This is a genomic window from Klebsiella sp. 28, assembly GCF_018223905.1.
Lineage (GTDB): Bacteria > Pseudomonadota > Gammaproteobacteria > Enterobacterales > Enterobacteriaceae > Klebsiella > Klebsiella pneumoniae.
The window spans coordinates 1-23,656 of the sequence record NZ_JAGRQY010000127.1; the positions used below are offsets into that span (position 1 = coordinate 1).

The following is a 23,656-nucleotide window of genomic DNA, read 5'->3' on the forward strand; positions in this document are numbered from 1 at the left end:
CCTCCCGGATACAACTATTTTTTACTTTTTTAAACTAAAAGTTGATATCACCCCGGAAATCTCCAACGAGACCGCCCGGCGTCGCGGCGGTTATCCAGACATTTCTCAACCTTCTTTTCATAATTCCTCCATTTTTACGGCCCCTTCCCTCACTAAACTAGTATCATTCAGCGAAACGCTTCAGGATGAGACCGTAAACTAATGAAAGGCAGTAACATACGTCGTTGGGGCGCCGCGCTGGCGGTAGTGATTATCGCCGGAGCCGCCTACTGGTTCTGGCACGATCGTGGCACGAGCGGCAGCAGCGCTCCCGCAGCGGGACAAGGCCCGCAGGGGCCGGGCGGCGCGCGTCATGGCCGTTTCGGCGGCGCGCTGGCGCCAGTGCAGGCGGCGACCGCGACCGAACAAGCGGTGCCACGCTATCTCACCGGGCTGGGTACCGTGACGGCGGCCAATACCGTGACCGTGCGCAGCCGGGTCGACGGCCAGCTACTGAGCCTTCACTTCCAGGAGGGACAGCAGGTCAAAGCCGGCGACCTGCTGGCGCAGATCGACCCCAGCCAGTTTAAAGTCGCCCTCGCCCAGGCGCAGGGTCAGCTGGCGAAAGATAACGCCACCCTGGCGAACGCCCGCCGCGATCTCGCCCGTTACCAGCAGCTGGTGAAAACCAACCTCGTCTCCCGCCAGGAGCTCGACACCCAGCAGTCGCTGGTGGTGGAATCCGCTGGCACCGTAAAAGCCGATGAAGCCGCCGTCGCCAGCGCCCAGCTGCAGCTCGACTGGACCCGCATCACCGCGCCGATTGACGGCCGCGTCGGCTTAAAGCAGGTGGATATTGGCAACCAGATCTCCAGCGGGGACACCACCGGGATCGTGGTCCTTACCCAGACGCACCCGATCGACGTGGTCTTTACCCTGCCGGAAAGCAGCATCGCCACGGTGGTGCAGGCGCAGAAAGCGGGCAAAGCGCTTAGCGTCGAAGCCTGGGATCGCACCAATAAGCAGAAAATCAGCGTCGGCGAGCTGCTGAGCCTCGACAACCAGATCGATGCGACCACCGGGACCATCAAGCTGAAGGCGCGCTTTAGCAATCTGGACGACGCGCTGTTCCCCAATCAGTTCGTTAACGCCCGCCTGCTGGTGGACACCCAGCAGAACGCGGTGGTGATCCCTGCCGCCGCGCTGCAGATGGGCAACGAAGGGCATTTCGTATGGGTGCTGAACGATGAGAATAAGGTCAGCAAACACAGCGTGACGCCCGGCATCCAGGACAGCCAGAAAGTAGTCATCAGCGCCGGGCTTTCCGCCGGAGATCGCGTGGTCACCGACGGGATTGACCGCCTGACCGAGGGGGCGAAGGTGGAAGTTGTCACCGCCAGCAGCGGCGAGCAGGCGCAGCCCGCCCCGCGCCAGAGCGGTAAACACGGAGCGCGTTCCTGATGCAGGTGTTACCCCCAGGCCGCACCGGCGGCCCGTCCCGGCTGTTTATTATGCGTCCGGTGGCCACCACTCTGCTGATGGTGGCGATCCTGCTGGCCGGGATCATCGGCTACCGCTTTCTGCCGGTCTCCGCCCTGCCGGAGGTCGATTACCCGACCATTCAGGTAGTCACCCTCTATCCGGGCGCCAGCCCGGACGTGGTGACCTCCGCCATCACCGCCCCGCTGGAGCGCCAGTTCGGCCAAATGTCAGGCCTCAAGCAGATGTCGTCGCAAAGCTCCGGCGGCGCCTCGGTAGTCACGCTGCAGTTCCAGCTGACCCTGCCGCTGGACGTCGCCGAGCAGGAAGTGCAGGCGGCCATTAACGCCGCCACCAACCTGCTGCCGAGCGATCTGCCCAACCCGCCGGTCTACAGCAAGGTGAACCCGGCGGATCCGCCGATCATGACTCTCGCCGTCACCTCCTCCGCCATCCCGATGACCCAGGTTGAGGACATGGTGGAGACCCGGGTGGCGCAGAAGATCTCCCAGGTTTCCGGCGTCGGTCTGGTGACCCTCGCCGGCGGCCAGCGCCCGGCGGTGCGGGTGAAGCTTAACGCCCAGGCCATCGCCGCCCTCGGCCTGACCAGCGAAACCGTGCGCACCGCTATCACCAGCGCCAACGTTAACTCCGCGAAAGGCAGCCTCGACGGCCCGGCCCGCGCGGTGACGCTTTCCGCAAACGATCAGATGCAGTCGGCGGAGGATTATCGCCGGCTGATTATCGCCTATCAGAACGGGGCGCCGATCCGGCTCGGCGATGTCGCCAGCGTCGAGCAAGGCGCCGAAAACAGCTGGCTCGGGGCGTGGGCCAACCAGCAGCGGGCCATCGTGATGAACGTCCAGCGCCAGCCGGGGGCCAACATCATCGACACCGCCGACAGCATTCGCCAGATGCTGCCGCAGCTCACCGAGAGCCTGCCGAAATCGGTGAAGGTGCAGGTCCTCTCCGACCGGACCACCAACATCCGCGCCTCGGTGCGCGACACCCAGTTTGAGCTGATGCTGGCCATCGCCCTGGTGGTGATGATCATCTATCTGTTCCTGCGCAACGTGCCGGCGACCATTATTCCCGGCGTCGCGGTGCCGCTATCGCTGGTGGGCACTTTCGCGGTGATGGTGTTCCTCGACTTCTCGATCAACAACCTGACGCTGATGGCCCTGACCATCGCCACCGGCTTCGTGGTGGATGACGCCATCGTGGTGATCGAGAACATCTCGCGCTATATCGAAAAAGGCGAGAAGCCGCTGGCCGCCGCGCTGAAGGGCGCGGGGGAGATCGGCTTCACCATCATCTCCCTCACCTTCTCGCTGATCGCGGTGTTGATCCCGCTGCTGTTTATGGGCGATATCGTCGGCCGCCTGTTCCGCGAATTCGCCGTCACCCTTGCCGTCGCTATTCTTATCTCGGCGGTGGTCTCCCTGACCCTGACGCCGATGATGTGCGCCCGCATGTTAAGCCACGAATCGCTGCGTAAGCAGAACCGATTCTCGCGGGCCAGCGAGCGTTTCTTCGAACGGGTGATCGCCGTCTATGGCCGCTGGCTGAGCCGGGTGCTGAACCATCCGTGGCTGACGCTCGGCGTCGCCCTGAGCACCCTGGCGCTGTCGATTATCCTGTGGGTCTTTATCCCGAAAGGCTTTTTCCCGATCCAGGATAACGGCATTATCCAGGGCACCCTCCAGGCGCCGCAGTCGGTCTCCTTCGCCAGCATGGCCGAGCGCCAGCGGCAGGTGGCCAGCATTATCCTTAAGGATCCGGCAGTTGAGAGTCTGACCTCCTTCGTCGGCGTCGACGGCACCAACCCGGCGCTGAACAGCGCCCGCCTGCAGATCAACCTCAAGCCGCTGGACGAACGCGACGACCGCGTCCAGATGGTGATTAGCCGTCTGCAGCAGGCGGTGGACGGCGTCCCCGGCGTGGCGCTCTACCTGCAGCCGACCCAGGACCTGACCATCGACACCACGGTGAGCCGCACCCAGTATCAGTTCACCCTGCAGGCAAACTCCCTCGAGGCGCTGAGCACCTGGGTGCCGCCGCTGCTCAGCCGCCTGCAGGCCCAGCCGCAGCTGGCCGACGTCAGCAGCGACTGGCAGGACAAAGGCCTGGCCGCCTATATCAAGGTGGATCGCGACAGCGCCAGCCGCCTCGGCATCTCAATGGCCGATGTCGATAACGCGCTGTACAACGCCTTCGGCCAGCGGCTGATCTCCACTATTTACACTCAGGCGAATCAGTATCGCGTGGTGCTCGAGCAGGATACCGAGGCGACGCCGGGCCTGGCGGCGCTGGAGAATATCCGTCTCACCAGCAGCGACGGCGGCATCGTGCCGTTGACCGCCATCGCCACGGTGGAGCAGCGCTTTACCCCGCTGTCGGTGAACCACCTCGATCAGTTCCCGGTGACCACCATCTCGTTTAACGTCCCGGACAACTACTCGCTGGGCGAAGCGGTGGAGGCGATCCTCGCCGCCGAACAGTCGCTGGATTTCCCGACCGATATCCGCACCCAGTTCCAGGGCAGCTCGCTGGCCTTCCAGTCGGCGCTCGGCAGCACCGTCTGGCTGGTGGTCGCCGCGGTGGTGGCGATGTATATCGTGCTGGGGGTGCTGTATGAAAGCTTTATCCATCCGATCACGATCCTCTCCACCCTGCCCACCGCCGGGGTCGGGGCGCTGCTGGCGCTGTGGCTGGCGGGCAGCGAGCTGGACGTGATCGCCATCATCGGCATCATTCTGCTGATCGGCATCGTGAAGAAGAACGCCATCATGATGATCGACTTCGCGCTGGCCGCCGAACGCGAACAGGGCATGCCGCCGCGGGAAGCGATCTACCAGGCCTGTCTGCTGCGTTTTCGGCCGATCCTGATGACGACCCTCGCCGCCCTGCTCGGCGCCCTGCCGCTGATGCTGAGCACGGGCGTCGGCGCGGAGCTGCGGCGTCCGCTGGGGATCGGCATGGTCGGCGGTCTGATGCTCAGCCAGGTGCTGACCCTGTTCACCACCCCGGTGATCTATCTGCTGTTCGACCGCCTGTCGCTGCACCTGAAGCGCCGCTTCCCGCGTCAGGAAGAGGAGGCGTAAGTGAAGTTTTTCGCCCTCTTCATTTACCGCCCGGTGGCGACGATCCTCATCTCGCTGGCCATCACCCTGTGCGGCATTCTCGGCTTCCGGCTGCTGCCGGTGGCCCCGCTGCCGCAGGTGGACTTCCCGGTGATCATGGTTAGCGCCTCGCTGCCGGGAGCCTCGCCGGAGACCATGGCCTCGTCGGTGGCCACCCCGCTGGAGCGCTCCCTGGGGCGGATTGCGGGGGTCAATGAGATGACCTCCTCCAGCTCGCTCGGCAGCACCCGCATCATTCTCGAGTTTAACTTCGACCGCGATATCAACGGCGCGGCGCGCGACGTTCAGGCGGCGATCAACGCCGCGCAAAGCCTGCTGCCGAGCGGAATGCCCAGCCGGCCGACCTATCGCAAAGCCAATCCGTCGGATGCGCCGATCATGATCCTGACGCTGACCTCGGACACCTACTCCCAGGGTGAGCTGTATGATTTCGCCTCCACCCAGCTGGCGCAGACCATCGCGCAGATCGACGGCGTGGGCGATGTCGACGTCGGCGGCAGCTCCCTGCCGGCGGTGCGCGTCGACCTCAACCCGCAGGCGCTGTTCAACCAGGGCGTGTCGCTGGACGCGGTGCGCACCGCCATCAGCGACGCCAACGTGCGCAAACCGCAGGGGGCGCTGGAGGACAGCGCGCACCGCTGGCAGGTGCAGACCAACGATGAGCTGAAGACCGCCGCCGACTATCAGCCGCTGATCGTCCACTACCAGAATGGCGCCGCGGTGCGGCTGGGAGATGTCGCCACCGTCTCGGATTCGGTGCAGGACGTACGCAACGCCGGGATGACCAACGCCAAACCGGCGATCCTGCTGATGATCCGCAAACTGCCGGAAGCCAATATTATCCAGACGGTGGACAGCATCCGCGCCCGCCTGCCGGAGCTGCAGCAGACCATTCCGGCGGCTATCGACCTGCAGATCGCCCAGGACCGCTCGCCGACCATCCGCGCCTCGCTGGAGGAGGTGGAGCAGACGCTGGTGATTTCGGTGGCGCTGGTGATCCTCGTGGTGTTCCTGTTCCTGCGCTCGGGACGCGCCACGCTGATCCCGGCCGTCGCCGTCCCGGTTTCCTTAATCGGCACCTTCGCCGCGATGTATTTGTGCGGCTTCAGCCTCAATAACCTGTCGCTGATGGCCCTGACCATCGCCACCGGCTTCGTGGTGGATGACGCTATCGTTGTGCTGGAGAATATCTCCCGCCATCTGGAGGCGGGGATGAAACCGCTGCAGGCGGCGCTGCAGGGGAGCCGCGAGGTCGGCTTTACCGTGCTGTCGATGAGCCTGTCGCTGGTGGCGGTGTTCCTGCCGCTGCTGCTGATGGGCGGCCTGCCCGGCCGCCTGCTGCGCGAGTTCGCCGTCACCCTGTCGGTGGCGATCGGCATCTCGCTGGCGGTCTCCCTCACCCTGACGCCGATGATGTGCGGCTGGCTGCTGAAAAGCGGCAAGCCCCACCAGCCGACGCGCAACCGCGGCTTTGGCCGCCTGCTGGTGGCCGTGCAGGGCGGCTATGGTAAATCGTTAAAATGGGTGCTGAAGCATACCCGCCTGACCGGCCTGGTGGTGCTGGGCACCATCGCCCTCAGCGTCTGGCTCTACATTTCGATCCCGAAAACCTTCTTCCCGGAACAGGACACCGGGGTGCTGATGGGCGGCATTCAGGCCGACCAGAGCATCTCCTTCCAGGCGATGCGCGGCAAGCTGCAGGACTTTATGAAGATCATTCGCGAAGATCCGGCGGTGGATAACGTCACCGGCTTTACCGGCGGCTCGCGGGTCAACAGCGGGATGATGTTTATCACCCTCAAGCCGCGCGACCAGCGCCACGAGACGGCGCAGCAGGTGATCGACCGGCTGCGCAAAAAGCTGGCCAACGAGCCCGGGGCCAACCTGTTTCTGATGGCGGTGCAGGATATCCGCGTCGGCGGCCGGCAGTCGAACGCCAGCTATCAGTACACCCTGCTGTCCGACGACCTGTCGGCGCTGCGCGAGTGGGAGCCGAAGATCCGCAAAGCGCTGGCGGCGCTGCCGGAGCTGGCGGACGTCAACTCGGATCAACAGGACAATGGCGCCGAAATGGACCTGGTCTATGACCGGGATACCATGTCGCGCCTCGGCATCAGCGTCCAGGACGCCAACAACCTGCTGAACAACGCCTTTGGCCAGCGGCAGATCTCTACCATCTACCAGCCGCTCAACCAGTATAAGGTGGTGATGGAGGTGGATCCGGCCTACACCCAGGACGTCAGCGCCCTGGATAAGATGTTCGTCATTAACAGCGACGGCAAGCCGATTCCGCTGGCCTACTTCGCCAAATGGCAGCCGGCCAATGCCCCGCTGTCGGTGAACCACCAGGGGCTGTCGGCGGCATCCACTATCTCCTTTAACCTGCCCACCGGCCGCTCGCTGTCGGAAGCCAGCGAGGCCATTGACCGCGCGATGACCCAGCTCGGGGTGCCGTCGAGCGTGCGCGGCTCCTTTGCCGGTACCGCTCAGGTGTTCCAGCAGACCATGAACGCGCAGGTGATCCTGATCCTCGCGGCTATCGCCACGGTCTATATCGTGCTGGGGGTGCTATATGAGAGCTATGTGCATCCGTTGACCATCCTATCGACGCTGCCCTCCGCCGGGGTGGGCGCTCTGCTGGCGCTGGAGATCTTCGATGCCCCGTTCAGCCTAATCGCCCTGATTGGGATTATGTTATTAATTGGCATCGTTAAGAAAAACGCCATCATGATGGTTGATTTTGCCCTGGAGGCGCAGCGTAACGGCAACCTGACGCCGGAAGAGGCGATTTTCCAGGCCTGCCTGCTGCGTTTCCGGCCGATTATGATGACCACCCTCGCCGCGCTGTTCGGCGCCCTGCCGCTGGTGCTCTCCGGGGGCGATGGCTCTGAACTGCGCCAGCCGCTGGGGATCACCATCGTCGGCGGTCTGGTGATGAGCCAGCTGTTAACGCTCTACACCACGCCGGTGGTCTATCTTTTCTTTGACCGTCTGCGGCTGCGTTTTTCGCGTCACTCCTCTCAACCGGTAAGCGAATAACATGACAGACCTCCCGGCCAGCGTGCGCTGGCAGCTATGGATAGTGGCGTTCGGCTTCTTTATGCAGTCGCTGGATACCACCATCGTTAACACCGCCCTCCCCTCGATGGCCAAAAGCCTCGGGGAGAGTCCGCTGCATATGCATATGATTATCGTCTCCTATGTGTTAACGGTGGCGGTGATGCTGCCGGCCAGCGGCTGGCTGGCCGACCGGGTCGGGGTGCGCAATATCTTCTTCACCGCCATCGTGCTGTTTACCGCCGGATCGCTGTTTTGCGCCCAGGCCAGCACCCTCGACCAGCTGGTGATGGCGCGGGTGCTGCAGGGGGTCGGCGGCGCGATGATGGTGCCGGTCGGCCGTCTGACGGTGATGAAGATCGTCCCGCGCGATCAGTATATGGCGGCGATGACCTTCGTCACCCTGCCGGGCCAGGTCGGTCCGCTGCTCGGCCCGGCGCTGGGCGGGGTGCTGGTGGAATACGCCTCCTGGCACTGGATCTTCCTCATCAATATCCCGGTGGGGATCGTCGGCGCGATTGCCACCCTCTGTCTGATGCCCAACTACACCATGCAGACCCGGCGCTTCGATCTCTCCGGCTTTCTGCTGCTGGCCGCCGGAATGGCGACCCTGACCCTGGCGCTCGACGGCCAGAAAGGGCTCGGCATTTCCCCTGCCTGGCTGGCGGGGCTGGTGGCCGTCGGCCTCTGCGCCCTGCTGCTCTACCTGTGGCACGCCCGCGGTAACGCCCGGGCGTTGTTTAGCCTTAACCTGTTTCGCAACCGCACCTTCTCTCTCGGCCTCGGCGGCAGCTTCGCGGGACGCATCGGCAGCGGCATGCTGCCGTTTATGACCCCGGTGTTTCTGCAGATCGGCCTCGGCTTCTCCCCCTTTCACGCCGGGCTGATGATGATCCCGATGGTGCTCGGCAGCATGGGCATGAAGCGGATCGTGGTCCAGGTGGTCAACCGCTTTGGCTACCGTCGGGTGCTGGTCGCCAGCACCCTGGGCCTGGCGGCGGTCAGCCTGCTGTTTATGTTTAGCGCCCTGGCCGGCTGGTATTACGTGCTGCCGCTGGTCCTGTTTCTGCAGGGGATGATCAACGCCAGCCGCTTCTCCTCGATGAATACCCTGACGCTGAAAGATCTCCCGGACGATCTGGCCAGCAGCGGCAACAGCCTGCTGTCGATGGTGATGCAGCTGTCGATGAGTATCGGCGTGACCATCGCCGGGCTGCTGCTGGGGCTGTATGGCCAGCAGCATATGAGTCTCGACGCCGCCAGCACCCATCAGGTCTTTCTCTACACCTATCTGAGCATGGCGGCGATCATCGCCCTCCCGGCGCTCATCTTTTCCCGGGTACCGGATGACGTCGGCAGCAATACCGTCCTCCGTCGACGCAACAGGAGTGGATCGTGAAATTTTGGCGCCCGGGTATTACCGGCAAGCTGTTCCTCGCTATATTCGCCACCTGCATCGTGCTGCTGATCAGCATGCACTGGGCGGTGCGCATTAGTTTTGAACGCGGGTTTATCGACTATATCAAGCGCGGCAATGAGCAACGCTTAACCATGCTCAGCGACGCGCTGAGCGAGCAGTATGCCCAGCATGGCAGCTGGGCGTTTCTGCGCAATAATGACCGCTTTATCTTCCAGCTGCTGCGCACCTTCGAACGGGATAACGACGACCGCTCGCCGCCGGGGCACGCCATGAAGCCGGACGCCGCCCCGGACGGGCCGCCGCCGGATGGCCCCCCTGACGGCCCGCGCCCGAGGCCGGAAATGCCGCCCCACGGCTGGCGCACCATGTTCTGGGTGGTGGATCAGTCGGGGCGCGTGCTGGTGGGGCCGCGTGAGCGCGTCCCGGAGGACGGCACCCAGCGCAGCATCGTGGTCAACGGCGCGGAGGTGGGCAAAGTGATCGCCTCGCCGGTAGAGCGGCTGACGCGCAATACCGACATTAACTTCGACCGGCAGCAAAAGCGCACCAGCTGGCTGATCGTCGCCCTTGCCACCCTGCTTGCCGCGCTGGCCACTTTCCCGTTGGCCCGCGGTCTGCTGGCGCCGGTGAAGCGGCTGGTGGAAGGCACCCATAAGCTGGCGGCGGGCGACTTTTCCACCCGCGTGACGGTGACCGGCGGCGATGAGCTCGGCCGCCTGGCGCAGGATTTTAACCAGCTCGCCAGCACCCTGGAGCGCAACCAGCAGATGCGTCGCGATCTGATGGCCGATATCTCCCATGAGCTGCGTACCCCGCTGGCGGTGCTGCGCGGCGAGCTGGAGGCGATTCAGGACGGGGTCCGGCGCTTTACCCCCGAGTCGATTCCTTCTCTGCAGGCCGAGGTGGCTACCCTCACCAAGCTGGTGGACGACCTCCATCAGCTGTCGATGTCCGACGAGGGGGCGCTGGCCTACCAGAAAACCTCACTGGATATCATCACCCTGCTGGAAGTGGCGGCGGGCGCTTTTCGCGAGCGCTTCGCCAGCCGGCAGCTAAGCATTCAGGTGTCGCTCCCGGAGCAGGCGATGATCTTCGGCGACCGCGACCGCCTGATGCAGCTCTTCAACAATCTGCTGGAGAACAGCCTGCGCTATACCGACAGCGGCGGCAGCCTGCACATTACCGCCCGCCGCAGCGGTCGCATGCTGGTGATTGACTTCGCCGACAGCGCCCCCGGCGTCAGCGATGAGCAGCTGGCCCGCCTGTGCGAACGCTTTTACCGGGCGGAAGGATCGCGCAACCGCGCCAGCGGCGGCTCCGGCCTCGGACTGGCGATTTGCCTCAATATCGTAGCGGCCCACGGCGGCACCCTGCGTGCCGACCATTCGCCTTTTGGCGGGGTTAGCATTAAAGTTGAGTTACCTCTGGAACATGATTTACCGAGAGACGTATGACTGAATTGCCTGTAGATGAAAACACCCCACGCATCCTTATCGTGGAAGATGAACCGAAGCTCGGCCAACTGCTGATTGATTATCTGCAGGCCGCCGGCTATGCGCCTGCGTTGATTAACCACGGCGACAAGGTCCTGCCCTACGTCCGCCAGTCGCCGCCGCACCTGATCCTGCTGGATCTGATGCTGCCCGGTACCGACGGTCTGACGCTGTGCCGGGAAATTCGCCGCTTCTCTGACGTTCCGGTGGTGATGGTGACGGCGAAGATCGAAGAGATCGACCGTCTGCTGGGGCTGGAAATAGGCGCCGACGACTATATCTGCAAGCCCTACAGCCCCCGGGAAGTGGTCGCCCGGGTAAAAACCATCCTCCGCCGCTGCAAGCCGCAGCGCGATCTGCAGGCGCTGGACGCCCAGAGCCCGCTGATTGTCGACGAAGGTCGTTTTCAGGCCTCCTGGCGCGACAAGCTGCTGGACCTCACTCCCGCCGAGTTCCGGCTGCTGAAAACCCTCTCCCAGGAGCCGGGCAAAGTGTTCTCCCGCGAACAGCTACTCAACCATCTGTATGACGATTATCGGGTAGTCACCGATCGCACCATCGACAGCCACATCAAGAACCTGCGGCGCAAGCTGGAGGCGCTGGACGCCGAGCAGTCGTTTATCCGCGCGGTGTATGGCGTTGGCTACCGCTGGGAAGCGGACGCCTGCCGGCTGGCGTAGTTAGCCTTTTCCCGGCTCGCGCTGCGCTTCGCCGGGCTACACGTTCACCGCCTTCTGCAATCCGTAGCCCGGGTAAGGCGTTTACGCCGCAACCCGGGGAACTCCCTGGAGCCTATCCCACCAGGCGTTATTAACGCTGTCAGTGTGAGTACTGCCCAGGTTCAAAATGGCAAACAAATTAGCCATACTGAAAGATACCTATCTGATATTTACTCCCCTTCGCCGCGGCGCTACAATGCCCGCCCTTAATGTGGGGACACTCCCCAACTCGCCGCACCAGGTGCGGCGAATCTGACCTGTCATCAGAACGAGAACACCATGTTTAAACCAGAACTCCTCTCCCCGGCGGGAACGCTGAAGAATATGCGTTACGCTTTCGCCTATGGCGCCGATGCCGTTTATGCCGGCCAGCCGCGCTACTCGCTGCGCGTGCGTAACAACGAATTCAATCACGAAAATCTGCAGCTCGGCATCAATGAAGCCCACGCGCTGGGTAAAAAATTCTATGTGGTGGTCAACATCGCCCCGCATAACGCCAAGCTGAAAACGTTTATTCGCGATCTGAAGCCGGTGGTGGAGATGGGTCCGGACGCGCTGATCATGTCCGATCCGGGTTTAATCATGCTGGTGCGGGAACACTTCCCGGAGATGCCGATCCATCTTTCAGTGCAGGCCAACGCCGTCAACTGGGCGACGGTCAAATTCTGGCAGCAGATGGGGCTGACCCGCGTGATCCTGTCGCGTGAACTGTCGCTGGATGAAATCGAAGAGATTCGCCGCCAGGTGCCGGAGATGGAGATTGAGATCTTCGTCCACGGCGCGCTGTGCATGGCCTACTCCGGCCGCTGCCTGCTCTCCGGGTATATCAACAAGCGCGACCCGAACCAGGGGACCTGCACCAACGCCTGCCGCTGGGAATACAACGTGGCGGAAGGCAAAGAGGACGACGTCGGCAACATCGTCCACAAATATGAGCCGATCCCGGTGCAGACCGTGGAGCCAACCCTCGGCATCGGCGCGCCGACCGATAAAGTCTTTATGATTGAGGAAGCCAAACGTCCGGGCGAATACATGACCGCCTTTGAGGACGAACACGGCACCTACATCATGAACTCGAAAGATCTGCGGGCTATCGCCCACGTTGAGCGTCTGACCCAGATGGGCGTTCACTCGCTGAAGATCGAAGGCCGCACCAAATCCTTCTACTACTGCGCGCGCACCGCTCAGGTTTACCGCAAGGCGATCGACGATGCCGCCGCCGGCAAACCGTTCGATACCAGCCTGCTGGAGACCCTGGAGGGGCTGGCCCACCGCGGGTACACCGAAGGCTTCCTGCGCCGCCATACCCATGACGATTATCAGAACTACGAGTACGGCTACTCCGTCTCCGAGCGCCAGCAGTTTGTCGGCGAATTCACCGGAGAGCGTAACGGCCCGCTGGCGGCCGTGGCGGTCAAAAATAAGTTCAGCGTCGGCGACAGCCTTGAGCTGATGACCCCGCAGGGTAACGTCAACTTCACCCTTGAGCATATGGAGAATGGCAAAGGCGAAACCATGCCGGTGGCCCCGGGCGATGGCTATACCGTCTGGTTGCCTGTGCCGGACGACCTGCCCCTGCAGTATGCCCTGCTGATGCGCAACTTTACTGGTCAAACAACCAGAAATCCGCACGGTAACTAGTTAATTTGCGTTATTTTTTCACGATGTAAGGATATTAGAATCGGATCACATACCGTTTCGATCGAAACAGGTATCATCCATTTCGCTGAAAAACATAACCCATAAATGCTAGTTGTACCAGGAACCACCTCCTTAGCCTGCGTAATCTCCCTTACGCGGGCTTATTTTTTTGCCTCTCCTCCGGTCTTCGCTTTCGTCATGCGGTACACTTTATGCAACATTGAGCAATAAAGGTTCCCTTGATGATGTCTACGTTTCCTGCCAGCTTACTGATCCTTAACGGCAAAGGTGCCAATGAACCGCAGCTACGCGAAGCGGTTAACCTGTTACGCGATGAAGGGATTGATATTCACGTCCGCGTGACCTGGGAAAAGGGCGATGCCGCTCGGTTTATCGATGAAGCCCTGCAGCTGAACGTTGAAACGGTGATCGCCGGCGGTGGCGATGGCACCATTAATGAAGTGGCGACCGCGCTGGTGGAGCGCGGCGGCAAGATGGCGCTAGGGATTTTACCGCTGGGCACGGCTAACGACTTTGCCACCAGCGTCGGTATCCCGCAGGATCTGGCCAGCGCCCTCAAGCTGGCGATCGTCGGCCGCGATGTGCCGATAGATATCGCCCGGGTGAATGATAAAACCGGCTTTATTAATATGGCGACCGGCGGGTTCGGCACCCGGATCACCACCGAAACGCCGGAAAAACTCAAAGCCGCGCTCGGCGGTGTCTCTTATTTAATCCATGGCCTGATGCGTATGGATACCCTGAAGCCGGACCGCTGCGAGATCCGCGGAGAGAACTTTCACTGGCAGGGCGATGCGCTGGTCATTGGCATCGGCAACGGCCGCCAGGCCGGTGGCGGCCAGCAGCTATGCCCGGAGGCGTTGATTAACGATGGTCTGCTGCATCTGCGCATTTTCACCGGCGAAGAGCTGATCCCTGCCCTGTTCAGCACCCTGGCGAATCCGGAAAACTCGCCGAATATTGTTGACGGTGTCTCCTCGTGGTTTGAAATAACCGCGCCCCATGAGATGACCTTTAACCTCGACGGCGAGCCGCTCAGCGGAAAAACCTTCCGTATGGAGCTGTTACCGGCGGCCCTGCGCTGCCGGCTGCCGCCCGACTGCCCGCTGCTACGCTGATCAGGCTTCGCAAAGCAAAGACGGTGCCCGGCTGGTATACAGCAGCCGGGTTCGTTGATTGAGCCTCTGAATGTTAAGGTAAAACGGCACCTGCGGCTGCAGGAAAAACCTGGGCAGGATATCGATCCAAACAACGCGCTTACATTAATAGACGATACCCACAACCACAAAAAACCAATAACATCAAATAGTTACCTATTAAAATGGGCGCATCTGCCGTGAGACAATGCGCCATAAAGCTTAGTATTCCGCCACCTCGCGCGCCATTTCGCGCGTATATTGCCGACTGGCGTTAACCAGCATCTGCGTATAGGCCGTCTGCGCCTGGCCGCTGACCAGCGCATCGACCGTCAGGGTTTCGAGGATCTTCCCGTACTGCATCACCGCCACTTTCTGGCATAAGTGGGCAATAACCCCAAGATCGTGGGTGACCATCAGGTAAGTGAGCTTAGCCTCCCGCTGCAATTCTGCCAGCAGGTTAAGGATTTCAGCCTGCACCGACACATCCAGCGCCGACGTCGGCTCATCCAGCAGCAGCACCTGAGGCTCAAGAATCAGCGCTCTGGCTATCGCCACGCGCTGCCGCTGCCCGCCGGAGAGCTGATGCGGATAGCGCTCGCGAAAGGCGCGGTTGAGGCCAACTTTATCCAGCAGCACATTGATCCGCCGGTCGCGGTCGTTGATACGATGGATCTGCAGCGGCTCTTCGAGGATATCGCCAATGGTGTGACGGGGATGCAGCGATCCGTAGGGGTCCTGAAATACCATCTGCACCTGACGGCAGCGCTCGCGGCTAATTTCATGCCCTAAGGGCTGAGCATCGATGGTCAGTTCCCCCTGCCAGTGGGTAAACAGCCCCGCCAGGCACTTGAGCACCGTCGTTTTACCGGAACCGGACTCTCCTACCAGACCGTAGATCTCGCCGGGCTTAACGTGGAAACTGACGTCATACAGCACCTGGTTACGCTTCTCCCCCTCGCCAAACGCGAGGTTGAGATGTTGAACTTCAATCATTATCCGCTCCTTAATCCGTTAACCAGCTGGCCTGACGCTGCAGCACCGGCAGTATCGGGCGACGATGCTGCATATCCGGCAGCGAGTTAATCAATCCCTGAGTGTAGGGGTGACGGGCGTTATCGAGATCTTTAGCGGCGATGGACTCCACTACCCGTCCGGCGTACATCACCAGCACCCGGTCGCAGAAGCTGCGCACGAGGTTGATATCGTGGCTGATAAAAATCAGCCCCAGCCCGCGCGACTGAACCAGGTCATCCAGCAGGCCCAGCACCTGCAGGCGCACCGACACGTCCAGCGCGGAGGTGGGCTCATCGGCAATGATCAGCTCCGGGTCGGTAATCAGCATCATGGCGATCATGATGCGCTGTCCCTGTCCGCCGGATATTTCATGCGGATAAAGCTGATAAACGCGCTCCGGCTGGCGAATACGCACCACCTCCAGCATCTCCAGCGCCCTGGCTTTCGCCTCATCTTTGCGCCCGGGATGATGAGTAAGCCAAGCCTCGGCGATTTGCTTACCCACGCAGACCACCGGATTCAGCGAATATTTCGGATCCTGCATAATCATCGAGATACGTTTGCCGCGTACGCCGCGCATCTGCGCTTCGCTAAGATGCTGCAGATCGAGGTCGGCAAACTGCATCCGGCTGGCGCTGACGCGGGCCTTTTTCGGATGCAGCTGCAGCAGCGCGCGCCCAACGGTGGACTTACCCGAACCGGACTCGCCGACAATAGCCAGCTTCTCATGCCCCAGCTGGAAGGAGACGCCGCGCACGGCGTGGGTCACCGCGCTACCGTTAACAAAGTCGACGCACAAATCGCGCACGTCGAGCAGCGGTGCATTATTCACTACGGGGATCGAGGATGTCACGTAGGCCATCTCCTAAGAAGTTGAACGCTAAGCTATTGATCAAAATCGCCAGCCCCGGAATGGTTACGACCCACCAGCACTCCATCATATAAGTGCGCCCGCTGGAGATCATCGCTCCCCACTCCGGCTCTGGCGGCTGCGCGCCGAGGCCGAGAAAGCCTAGGCCGGCCGCGGTCAGAATGATCCCGGCCATATTCATGGTGATACGGATAATGACCGAGGGCAGACACAGCGGCACGATATGGCGCCAGAGGACGCGGGCCGATGAAGCGCCCTGCAGACGCACGGCGGAGATAAAATCAGCCTGGCGCAGAGAGAGCGTTTCGGCGCGCGCCAGACGGGCAATCGGCGGCCAGGCGGTCAGCGTGATGGCGATAACCACGTGCTCCAGCCCCGGTCCTAAAGCGGCGACAAACGCCAGCGCCAGGACCAGACTCGGGAAGGAGATGAAAATATCGGTGACGCGCATCAGCACCATATCGACTTTACCGCCGAAATAGCCGGCACTGACGCCCAGCAGCAGTCCGAGCGGTCCGACGGTCACTGAGACCAGCAGCACGATATAGAGCGTGATGCGGGAGCCGTACACCAGGCGACTAAAGATATCCCGGCCAAACTCATCGGTGCCGAACCAGTGCTGCGCATTCGGCGCGACCAGCGCACTATTCAGGTCCTGTACCAGCGGGTTATAAGGCGCAATCAGCGGCGCGAAAATCGCCACCACCAGCAGCAGAAAGATAATTCCTCCGCCGATGGCCGTGAGCGGATTGCGCGCCATTTTGCCGATAAACCCGACGGCCCGCGCCGCCGCGCGTTGCAGCCGCTGACGGCCTTCGCCCGCACCACCCGAAAGCGGCGAATCCAGAGAAACGGTCATGATTTTGTCCTCGGGTCAAAGAATTGATACAGCATGTCGGAGAGCAGGTTGAGCATCACGAAGATCACCCCCACCAGCAGCACGCAGCCCATCACCGCATTCATATCGCCCAGCAGCAAGCTTCCGGTAAGGTAGGAGCCAAACCCCGGCCATGAGAAGACGGTTTCAATCAGCACCGCGCCTTCCAGCAGCGCGCCGTAGGCCAGCGCCACCACCGTCAGCAGTTGCACGAGGATGTTACGAAACGCATGGTTCCAGATAACCTGGCGCTCGGTCAGCCCTTTCACCCGGGCGGTAATAATGAACTCCTGCGACAGCTGGGCCAGCATAAAGCTGCGGGTCATACGGCTGATATAAGCCAGCGAGTGAAAACCCAGCAGCGAGGCGGGAAGAATCAGATGATTAATGGCGTTCCAGAACACCTGGCCGTTGCCGGCCAGCAGCGCATCAACGGTGATCAGCCCGGTGCGGCGCGGCACCACACCATCCAGCCCGAGATCTACCCTCCCGGCGCCGCCTACCCAGCCAAGCCAGGCATAGAACACCAGCAGCCCCATCATCCCGACCCAAAAGATCGGCGTCGAGTAGCCCGCCAGGCTGATAATGCGTACCACATAATCGGAGACGCTATTGCGCCGCGCCGCCGCCAACACGCCCAGCGGAATACCAAGACCCGCGCCGACAATAATCGCCATCGTTGCCAGCTCCATGGTGGCCGGGAAGACGCGGATAATATCGTCCACCACCGGTTTCCCGGTCAGCAGCGCGTTGCCCAGATCGCCGTGCAACAGGTTGACGAAATAGATGCCAAACTGGGTGGTCAGCGATTTATCAAACCCCAGCTGCTGGTAAACCTGCTGATAGGTACTCTGGTCAGCATCCGGGCCGACAATCGCCAGCACCGGGTCGATGGGCATGACGCGGCCAATGGTAAAGGTCAGCAGCAGCAGGCCGAACAGTGTAATCACCACCTGCAGTAGCCGTTTTGATAAGCGCCGGCCGCGTGAGCCGGGCGCAAGGATTGCGGTACTCATCCTTTCTCTCCTTCGCGGACTTTATAGACGTCACGCAGAAAAGTGGTGGCGGAGGGGTGCGGCTGATACTCCCGTACCTCGTTGCGCACGACGACCGAATCAACCATCTGCGAAAGCGGAATTAAAGCCGGAACCAGCTGGTCGTAGCGTGTCTGGATGGCCTGGTAGTCAGCCACCTGTTTTTGCGGATCGCGTTCCAGCAGGGCCTGGTCAATCATCGTATTCAGTTGCGGGTCGTAAAAACCGGTACGCCAGCCCTGGAAGTTGGTCAGGCGCGCCTTATCGCTGTTATCCGGGTTATAGACCAGCGCGCGCAGGCTGGAGTGCGGATGCGGCTCCATCCCGCTGCCGCCGCGACCTACCAGCAGGTCAAATTTACGCTCGCGCATCGCGCCGTAGATCTGGTTACCAGTGCCGGTGATTATTTTGGCGTTAATCCCCGCCTGCATCAGCGTCGACTGCACGGCGATAGCGATGTTAAGAAATGGCTGATCGGAGAGTACCCGCAGCGTGGTATCAAAGCCGTTGGGATATCCCGCTTCCGCCAGCAGCTTTTTCGCCCGCGCCACATCCAGCCTGTAGCCGGGATCGGGTAGCGTGGACGGCATTCCCGCTTTGATAGGCCGCTGGTGCAGCACGCCATAGCCCGGCATCAGCGCTTTATTGATACCCTGGTAATCAATCAGAAAGCGCACCGCCTCGCGCACTTTCGGATTGGCGAAGTGCGCCTCTTTCATGCTCATCGCCACGTAGTACATGGTGCCGCGCTGCACCGCATCGACGGTCAGCTGCGGATCGCTGCGCAGGGCGTTGATATCGGAAACCGCCATATTGTTGGCAATATCAAGGTCGCCTTTTTCGATCATCAGGCGCAGAGTTTGCGACTCCTGGAAATGACGCAGTACCACGCGGCTCATTTTCGCCTCGCCGCGCCAGTAGTCAGGGTTGCGCTTCATGCGCAGCACATCTTTCGCCTGCCAGGTTTCGAGGATAAACGGCCCGGAACCGGCTTCATGGGTGGTTAGCCAGCGGTTACCCCAGTCGTTATCCTGCTGGTGGCTTTGCACCGTTTTACTGTCCAGCACTCCGAGGTTGCCCAGCGCCGCCAGCGAGTAAATCACCAGCTGCGGATCGTTATCTTTGGGTAATACGATTTGCACCGTGAAGCGGTCCGGCGCGCTGACCTGGCTGTCGATATTTTTCTTACTGAAGCCATAGGATTTCCATACTGAGGCCTGGGCCAGGTTGAGGTGCAGGATGCGCCGCATTGACCACACGACGTCGGCGGCGGTCAGCGGGTTGCCGGAGTGAAACTTAACGTCATCGCGCAGATGAAAGGTCAGGGTTTTGCCGTCGGGGCTGATATCCCAGGATTTCGCCAGCGCGGGCCTGACGGTGGTGAGCTGCTCAGGGTCAAGCTCCACCAGCGAGTCGTAGAGGTTGACCACGATCCCCACCACTTCGTTACCGGTCATCGCCGCCGGGTCAAGGGTGAGTAGGTTATTCATATTCATGCCGATGATCAGCTGGTCGGGCGGCGTTTTCGCCACCGCCTCCCCGCTCCCCATCGACATGGCGAGCGCGAGAATACACGCTCCCAGTAAGGAGGTTTTTTTCATATCTCTGTTTGCCTGTACTGTAGGGTACATGTTGCCGGATGGCGGCATTTTCGGCTTATCCGGTCTACCGGGCCGCAGGCTCGATAAGCGCAGCGCCATCGGGTATTTATTTTTTTAAATCAGTCGTGGCTAACGGTATTGGCTTCGATATACGCAAAATTAATGTCTTCACCGAGACCCGGACGTTGTGACAAATGCACAAATCCCTGGTCATCCATCGGGTCGACAATGCTGTTGAGATAGGCCGCCGGTTCATCGTAGTCGAGGAACGGATGCAGCAGGCCGCGCTCGTACCAGCGGCAGTTGCGGATCGCGCCCACCACCGCCAGGCTTGCCGCTCCGTTGCCGTGGACTTCGCAATCCATGCCGAAAGATTCCGCCAGCGCCGCCACCTTCATGGTCGGTGTAATCCCCCCCACGCCGTTAGCGCCGGCGCGCAGAATGTCGCAGGCCCCGGCTTTCACCCATTCGGCGCGCATGTGGTGCTTGCCGCCGAAGCTCTCCGGCCCGACGATGGGAATCGACAGGTTTTCCGCCAGCCACGCATAGGAGGACATCGAATCCTCCTCCATCGGCTCTTCAAACCAGGCGAAATTGAGTTTTTCCAGCTCTTTGCCGATCCACAGCGCCTCGGCGCGGCTGTACCAGTGATAGCCATCAATCATCAGGTCAATATCCGGCCCTACGGCTTCGCGCACCGCCGCGCAGGCTTTAATGTCCATTTTGGGATTGGGCGCAAAAGAGATTGGCGGCATCCAGGTGTGCAGTTTGATGGCCTTGTAGCCGCGGGCGACCAGCTTCTCAGCAAAAGCGGCATACTCTTCCGGGGTCGACAGGCCGCCCGGCAGATCGTCGCCGCACATGGTGCTACCGTAAGCCGGGACAGTGTCGCGATAGCCGCCGAGCAGCTTATAAACCGGCATCTTAAGGCTGCGGCCGATCAGGTCCCACAGCGCCTGTTCAACAAACGACAGCGCGCGCTCCGTTAGCTGATGTGCGCTGCCGCGCTGCCAGTGGTTAAGATCCTGCCAGATACGCTCACGGTTAAACGGGTCCTGTCCCACCAGCACTTTGCGAAAAAAAGTATTCACCACGAACGGGCGCACGACTTCCGGAGGCGCAAACGAAAAGCCCTGCGCCCCATCATCAGCGGTGATGGTCAGCATCGCCATTTTGGCCATGCTTTCAACCCCCGGATGGGAGTGCCCGGCGCTGTCGGAAACCCGACGAGTGGGATATTGGAAAACGGTGACATTCACAGATTCAATTTTCATGCTCGGTCCTTATCACGGCCAAATCCGATCGACATAAGCAGATCGGCAAAGCGGTTTCACATTATTGAAAATACGTTTCAATATATAATCTAAGCACAACTTCGTAGTAGTGCCTCGGACAAACACCGCTAAGCAAGGCCATAAATTTGGGCATTGGCACAACAAGACGTGACTGTTTTCACAAAAGATGAGCGAAATGTGAGGCAGATCGACCAGGAGAAAAAAGGGCGTGAGCGCAGAGAAGAGATTAACCGACCAGCTACATCCCGGGAATGTCTGCGCCCACAAATGGCTGACTTAAACCGCTGCCGCTGGCTCCGCGCTAAGCGCTTCCAGCAGTTCAGGTAAGGTTTGATAGCGGCCAGCGGCGGCCTGGAAACGCGCGTGCTGGCTATCTTCTGCAATCACTATCGTGGCAATCCCCGCCGACTGGGCCGCGCAAAAGCCGGTAAAGCTATCCTCAATCACCAGACACTGGCTGGCGTTGAGATTGAGCTTCCGCAGCGTCGTGAGGTACACCGCCGGGTGCGGTTTGCCGCGTGGTTCATCATCCGCGCTGGAGATCGCGTCAAAAAAGTGCCAGAGCGAAAGCTTGTTCAGCACGGCGGCGATAACCTGGCGGGATGATGACGTGGCGAGCGCAATTTTATAGCCGGCAGCGCGAAAATAGCCTAACGCCTCCTGCACCCCACGCATCGGCTCGCCATCGGCGGCAATCAGGCCGGTGATGCGCTGCAATATGGCCTCTTCCAGCAGCGATGGGGCAAAGTTAAGCTGAAAATAGCGGCACCAGGTGTCGGCGATTTCGTCGAGACGCTTGCCCTTGGTCAGGGTTTCACACTCAGCCACGCTCGCCGTTGCTCCCCATTGCGCAAGGGCGTCAATCTGCGCCTGGCGCCACAGCGCCTCGGAATCAATAATCACGCCATCCATGTCAAAAATAACCGCCTGCATACTCATTCGTTCACCTCATTAAGGCTGGCATGGAGCCCATGCCCGCCGCATCACCTTAAGAGAATTCAACCTGCTCACGGGCAGTCGCTTCCTTGTGGGAAAATCCCGGCTGCTCCACGCGGATAAACGCACAGAGGAAAAAGGCCACCACGTACAATGCGGTATAGGCGATGACTACCCCAATGGTGCTGAAGAACGGCAGCAGCACCACGGCAATCGCCGGAGCGAGAAAGTTAGACATCCCCGCCGACAGGTTATAGACCGAAATGGCCGCGCCTTTATGCTTCGGCTCCAGCGCCGGGAACACGGCGGCCAGCGGCACGAAGGCGGCGACAAAGATCCCCAGGGCGATGGCCGGGATCAGCGCCATCGCAAAGCTGTGGCCAAAGTGCTGAGGGATGTAGTAAAACGCCAGGCTGGAGAGCGCCATCCCGATGCAGCCGAACCAGCGCACCACCTTCATCCAGCCCAGTTTTTCACCCAAAATGCCCCACAGCACGTTAGAGAAAATGGTGGTGAAGAAGAAGACCGCCCACACCTGAAGCCATTCTGAAGTGGTAAAGCCCAGCTCATCAACGAACATCATCGGCATAATCACCGCAAACCCGAACAGCGAGAGGGTATTGATGATCCTGACCATGCTCGACAGCAGAATATTGCGGTTGGTATAGAGCAGCGTCGCGGCGCGTCCCAGCTCGGCAAACTTCTCACGGGTGGTGAGATTCTGCATATGCTGCGGCGTTTGAATATGGCGCAGGGAAGCCAGAGCAATCACCCCCCCGGTAAGGCAGAAGGCCAGCGCCAGCCACAGGGTACCCATTTCGCCAATGTGCGGAATGGTAAAGCTCGGAATATAGCTGCCGAANNGCCAATCATCATCGTTTTCAGCGGGGTGATAATTTCCGCCACCACCCCGGAAATCCACGCCGACAGCGCAGCGGCCAGGCCGTAGAGGGTAAAGGCAAAGGAGGCCTCCGCCGGAGAGAAGCCGAGCGCTTTGATATAGTGCGACAGAAAGGCTAATTCAAAACCGTCGCCGGTCATAAATACGGCAATGGCGATGTATCCCCAGAGCAGGTTCAGGGGTAAACCGAGCCACTGTTTATTATTGATAGACATAATGACCTCGTTTTCAGGGTACAGGGTGGCCGCTCCGCGACGTGCAACGAAGCGGCGGTTATGATGAAAATCAGTGCTGTCGATAGTGCAGATCGTTTAAATACAGGGCTTTAAACTGCGCGTAGCGTTGCATCAGGGTGTGGTGGCGAATGGGATCCGCACGCCAGGTCTGCCAGACTTCCGGTTTTTCACACACCGCGGCAATGGGTTTGCCCGCCGCCAGGCAGGCCAGCCGCGCCGCGCCCAGTGCGCCGCCGGTCTCTCCGCCTTTGTGGGTCACCACCGGCATAGCGAGAATATCGGCCAGCAGCTGGGCCCAGAACGGGCTGCGGGCGCCCCCGCCCACCAGCGAGCACTGCGCGATCGGCGTCCCGCTCTCTTTCAATGCCTGCAGGCCGTCGTTGATCCCAAAGCTCACCCCCTCCAGCACCGCGTAGCCGAGCTGCGCGCGCAGGCTGGCGTGGGTCATGCCCCAGAAGATGCCGCGCGCGTCAGGATCGTTATGCGGGGTTCGTTCCCCGGAGAGATAGGGCAGGAAGAACGGCGCGTTGGCTTTATCCTCCTCGCTTAGCTCGGCAATCTCCGCCAGCAGCGCCACCTCCGTGGTGCCGGTCAGACGGCAGAACCACTGCAAACAGCTGGCGGCGCTCAGCATGACGCTCATCTGGTGCCACAGGTTCGGCAGCACGTGACAAAACGCATGTACCGCCGACTGCGGCGCCGGACGATAGGCATCGGTCACCACAAACAGCACCCCGGAGGTGCCGAGCGAAATAAACGCATCCCCCGGCGAGACCGCGCCGACGCCAATGGCGCTGACC

Annotated in this window: 17 protein-coding genes and 1 pseudogene; 9 read left to right on the top strand and 9 right to left on the bottom strand. The window is 61.0% G+C overall.

The window, feature by feature from the left end; genetic code table 11:
- The 9 genes from KHQ28_RS20765 to yegS form a co-directional block, all read left to right on the top strand.
- Positions 1-202: hypothetical protein (locus tag KHQ28_RS20765; protein ID WP_211777670.1), on the top strand; the 202-nt coding region annotated here is incomplete at its 5' end.
- Positions 202-1,440, top strand: a complete 1,239-nt coding sequence (locus KHQ28_RS20770) for an MdtA/MuxA family multidrug efflux RND transporter periplasmic adaptor subunit (RefSeq protein ID WP_032418656.1) — start codon at positions 202-204, stop codon at positions 1,438-1,440. The genes KHQ28_RS20765 and KHQ28_RS20770, both read left to right, overlap by 1 nt.
- Positions 1,440-4,562: an MdtB/MuxB family multidrug efflux RND transporter permease subunit gene (locus KHQ28_RS20775; RefSeq protein WP_009307440.1), complete on the top strand. Its 3,123-nt coding sequence runs from the start codon at positions 1,440-1,442 to the stop codon at positions 4,560-4,562. The genes KHQ28_RS20770 and KHQ28_RS20775 overlap by 1 nt, the downstream gene beginning before the upstream one ends.
- Positions 4,563-7,640, top strand: coding sequence for a multidrug efflux RND transporter permease subunit MdtC (gene mdtC / locus KHQ28_RS20780; protein WP_009485875.1), 3,078 nt, complete (start codon positions 4,563-4,565; stop codon positions 7,638-7,640).
- A 1-nt stretch (position 7,641) separates the two neighbouring features.
- Positions 7,642-9,057, top strand: coding sequence for an MFS transporter (locus tag KHQ28_RS20785; protein ID WP_004149057.1), 1,416 nt, complete (start codon positions 7,642-7,644; stop codon positions 9,055-9,057).
- Positions 9,054-10,532 (top strand): two-component system sensor histidine kinase BaeS, encoded by a 1,479-nt coding sequence (gene baeS / locus KHQ28_RS20790; RefSeq protein WP_004149058.1) that lies wholly within the window; start codon positions 9,054-9,056, stop codon positions 10,530-10,532. Before KHQ28_RS20785 ends, baeS begins: the two co-directional genes overlap by 4 nt.
- A complete protein-coding gene (baeR, locus tag KHQ28_RS20795; protein WP_032418655.1) occupies positions 10,529-11,251 on the top strand; it encodes a two-component system response regulator BaeR in 723 nt (240 codons plus the stop codon). The genes baeS and baeR overlap by 4 nt, the downstream gene beginning before the upstream one ends.
- A 318-nt stretch (positions 11,252-11,569) precedes the next feature.
- Positions 11,570-12,931, top strand: a complete 1,362-nt coding sequence (yegQ, locus tag KHQ28_RS20800; protein ID WP_004144192.1) for a tRNA 5-hydroxyuridine modification protein YegQ — start codon at positions 11,570-11,572, stop codon at positions 12,929-12,931.
- 242 nt (positions 12,932-13,173) lie between these two features.
- Positions 13,174-14,070, top strand: coding sequence for a lipid kinase YegS (gene yegS, locus KHQ28_RS20805; RefSeq protein WP_004151134.1), 897 nt, complete (start codon positions 13,174-13,176; stop codon positions 14,068-14,070).
- A gap of 240 nt (positions 14,071-14,310) precedes the next feature.
- On the opposite strand, the gene KHQ28_RS20810 is transcribed toward yegS, so the two are convergent.
- The 9 genes and pseudogenes from KHQ28_RS20810 to KHQ28_RS20850 form a co-directional block, all read right to left on the bottom strand.
- Positions 14,311-15,084, bottom strand: coding sequence for an ABC transporter ATP-binding protein (locus KHQ28_RS20810; protein ID WP_004180550.1), 774 nt, complete (start codon positions 15,082-15,084; stop codon positions 14,311-14,313).
- A 10-nt stretch (positions 15,085-15,094) separates the two neighbouring features.
- Entirely contained in the window at positions 15,095-15,958 is an 864-nt protein-coding gene (locus KHQ28_RS20815; protein ID WP_004180551.1) for an ABC transporter ATP-binding protein, read from the bottom strand.
- Positions 15,930-16,835 (bottom strand): ABC transporter permease, encoded by a 906-nt coding sequence (locus KHQ28_RS20820; RefSeq protein WP_002912641.1) that lies wholly within the window; start codon positions 16,833-16,835, stop codon positions 15,930-15,932. The genes KHQ28_RS20815 and KHQ28_RS20820 overlap by 29 nt, the downstream gene beginning before the upstream one ends.
- Positions 16,832-17,869, bottom strand: coding sequence for an ABC transporter permease (locus tag KHQ28_RS20825; protein ID WP_004151133.1), 1,038 nt, complete (start codon positions 17,867-17,869; stop codon positions 16,832-16,834). Before KHQ28_RS20825 ends, KHQ28_RS20820 begins: the two co-directional genes overlap by 4 nt.
- Positions 17,866-19,488 (bottom strand): ABC transporter substrate-binding protein, encoded by a 1,623-nt coding sequence (locus KHQ28_RS20830; RefSeq protein WP_004899473.1) that lies wholly within the window; start codon positions 19,486-19,488, stop codon positions 17,866-17,868. The genes KHQ28_RS20825 and KHQ28_RS20830 overlap by 4 nt, the downstream gene beginning before the upstream one ends.
- 119 nt (positions 19,489-19,607) lie before the next feature.
- Entirely contained in the window at positions 19,608-20,762 is a 1,155-nt protein-coding gene (locus tag KHQ28_RS20835) for a mandelate racemase family protein (RefSeq protein WP_002912648.1), read from the bottom strand.
- A 297-nt stretch (positions 20,763-21,059) separates the two neighbouring features.
- Positions 21,060-21,722, bottom strand: a complete 663-nt coding sequence (locus KHQ28_RS20840) for an HAD family phosphatase (RefSeq protein ID WP_032418654.1) — start codon at positions 21,720-21,722, stop codon at positions 21,060-21,062.
- A 49-nt stretch (positions 21,723-21,771) separates the two neighbouring features.
- A pseudogene (locus KHQ28_RS20845) lies at positions 21,772-22,835 on the bottom strand (MFS transporter).
- Positions 22,836-22,905: 70 nt separating this feature from the next.
- Positions 22,906-23,656, bottom strand: a 751-nt coding sequence (locus KHQ28_RS20850; RefSeq protein WP_240324784.1) for an FGGY-family carbohydrate kinase, incomplete at its 5' end; no start/stop codon positions are given.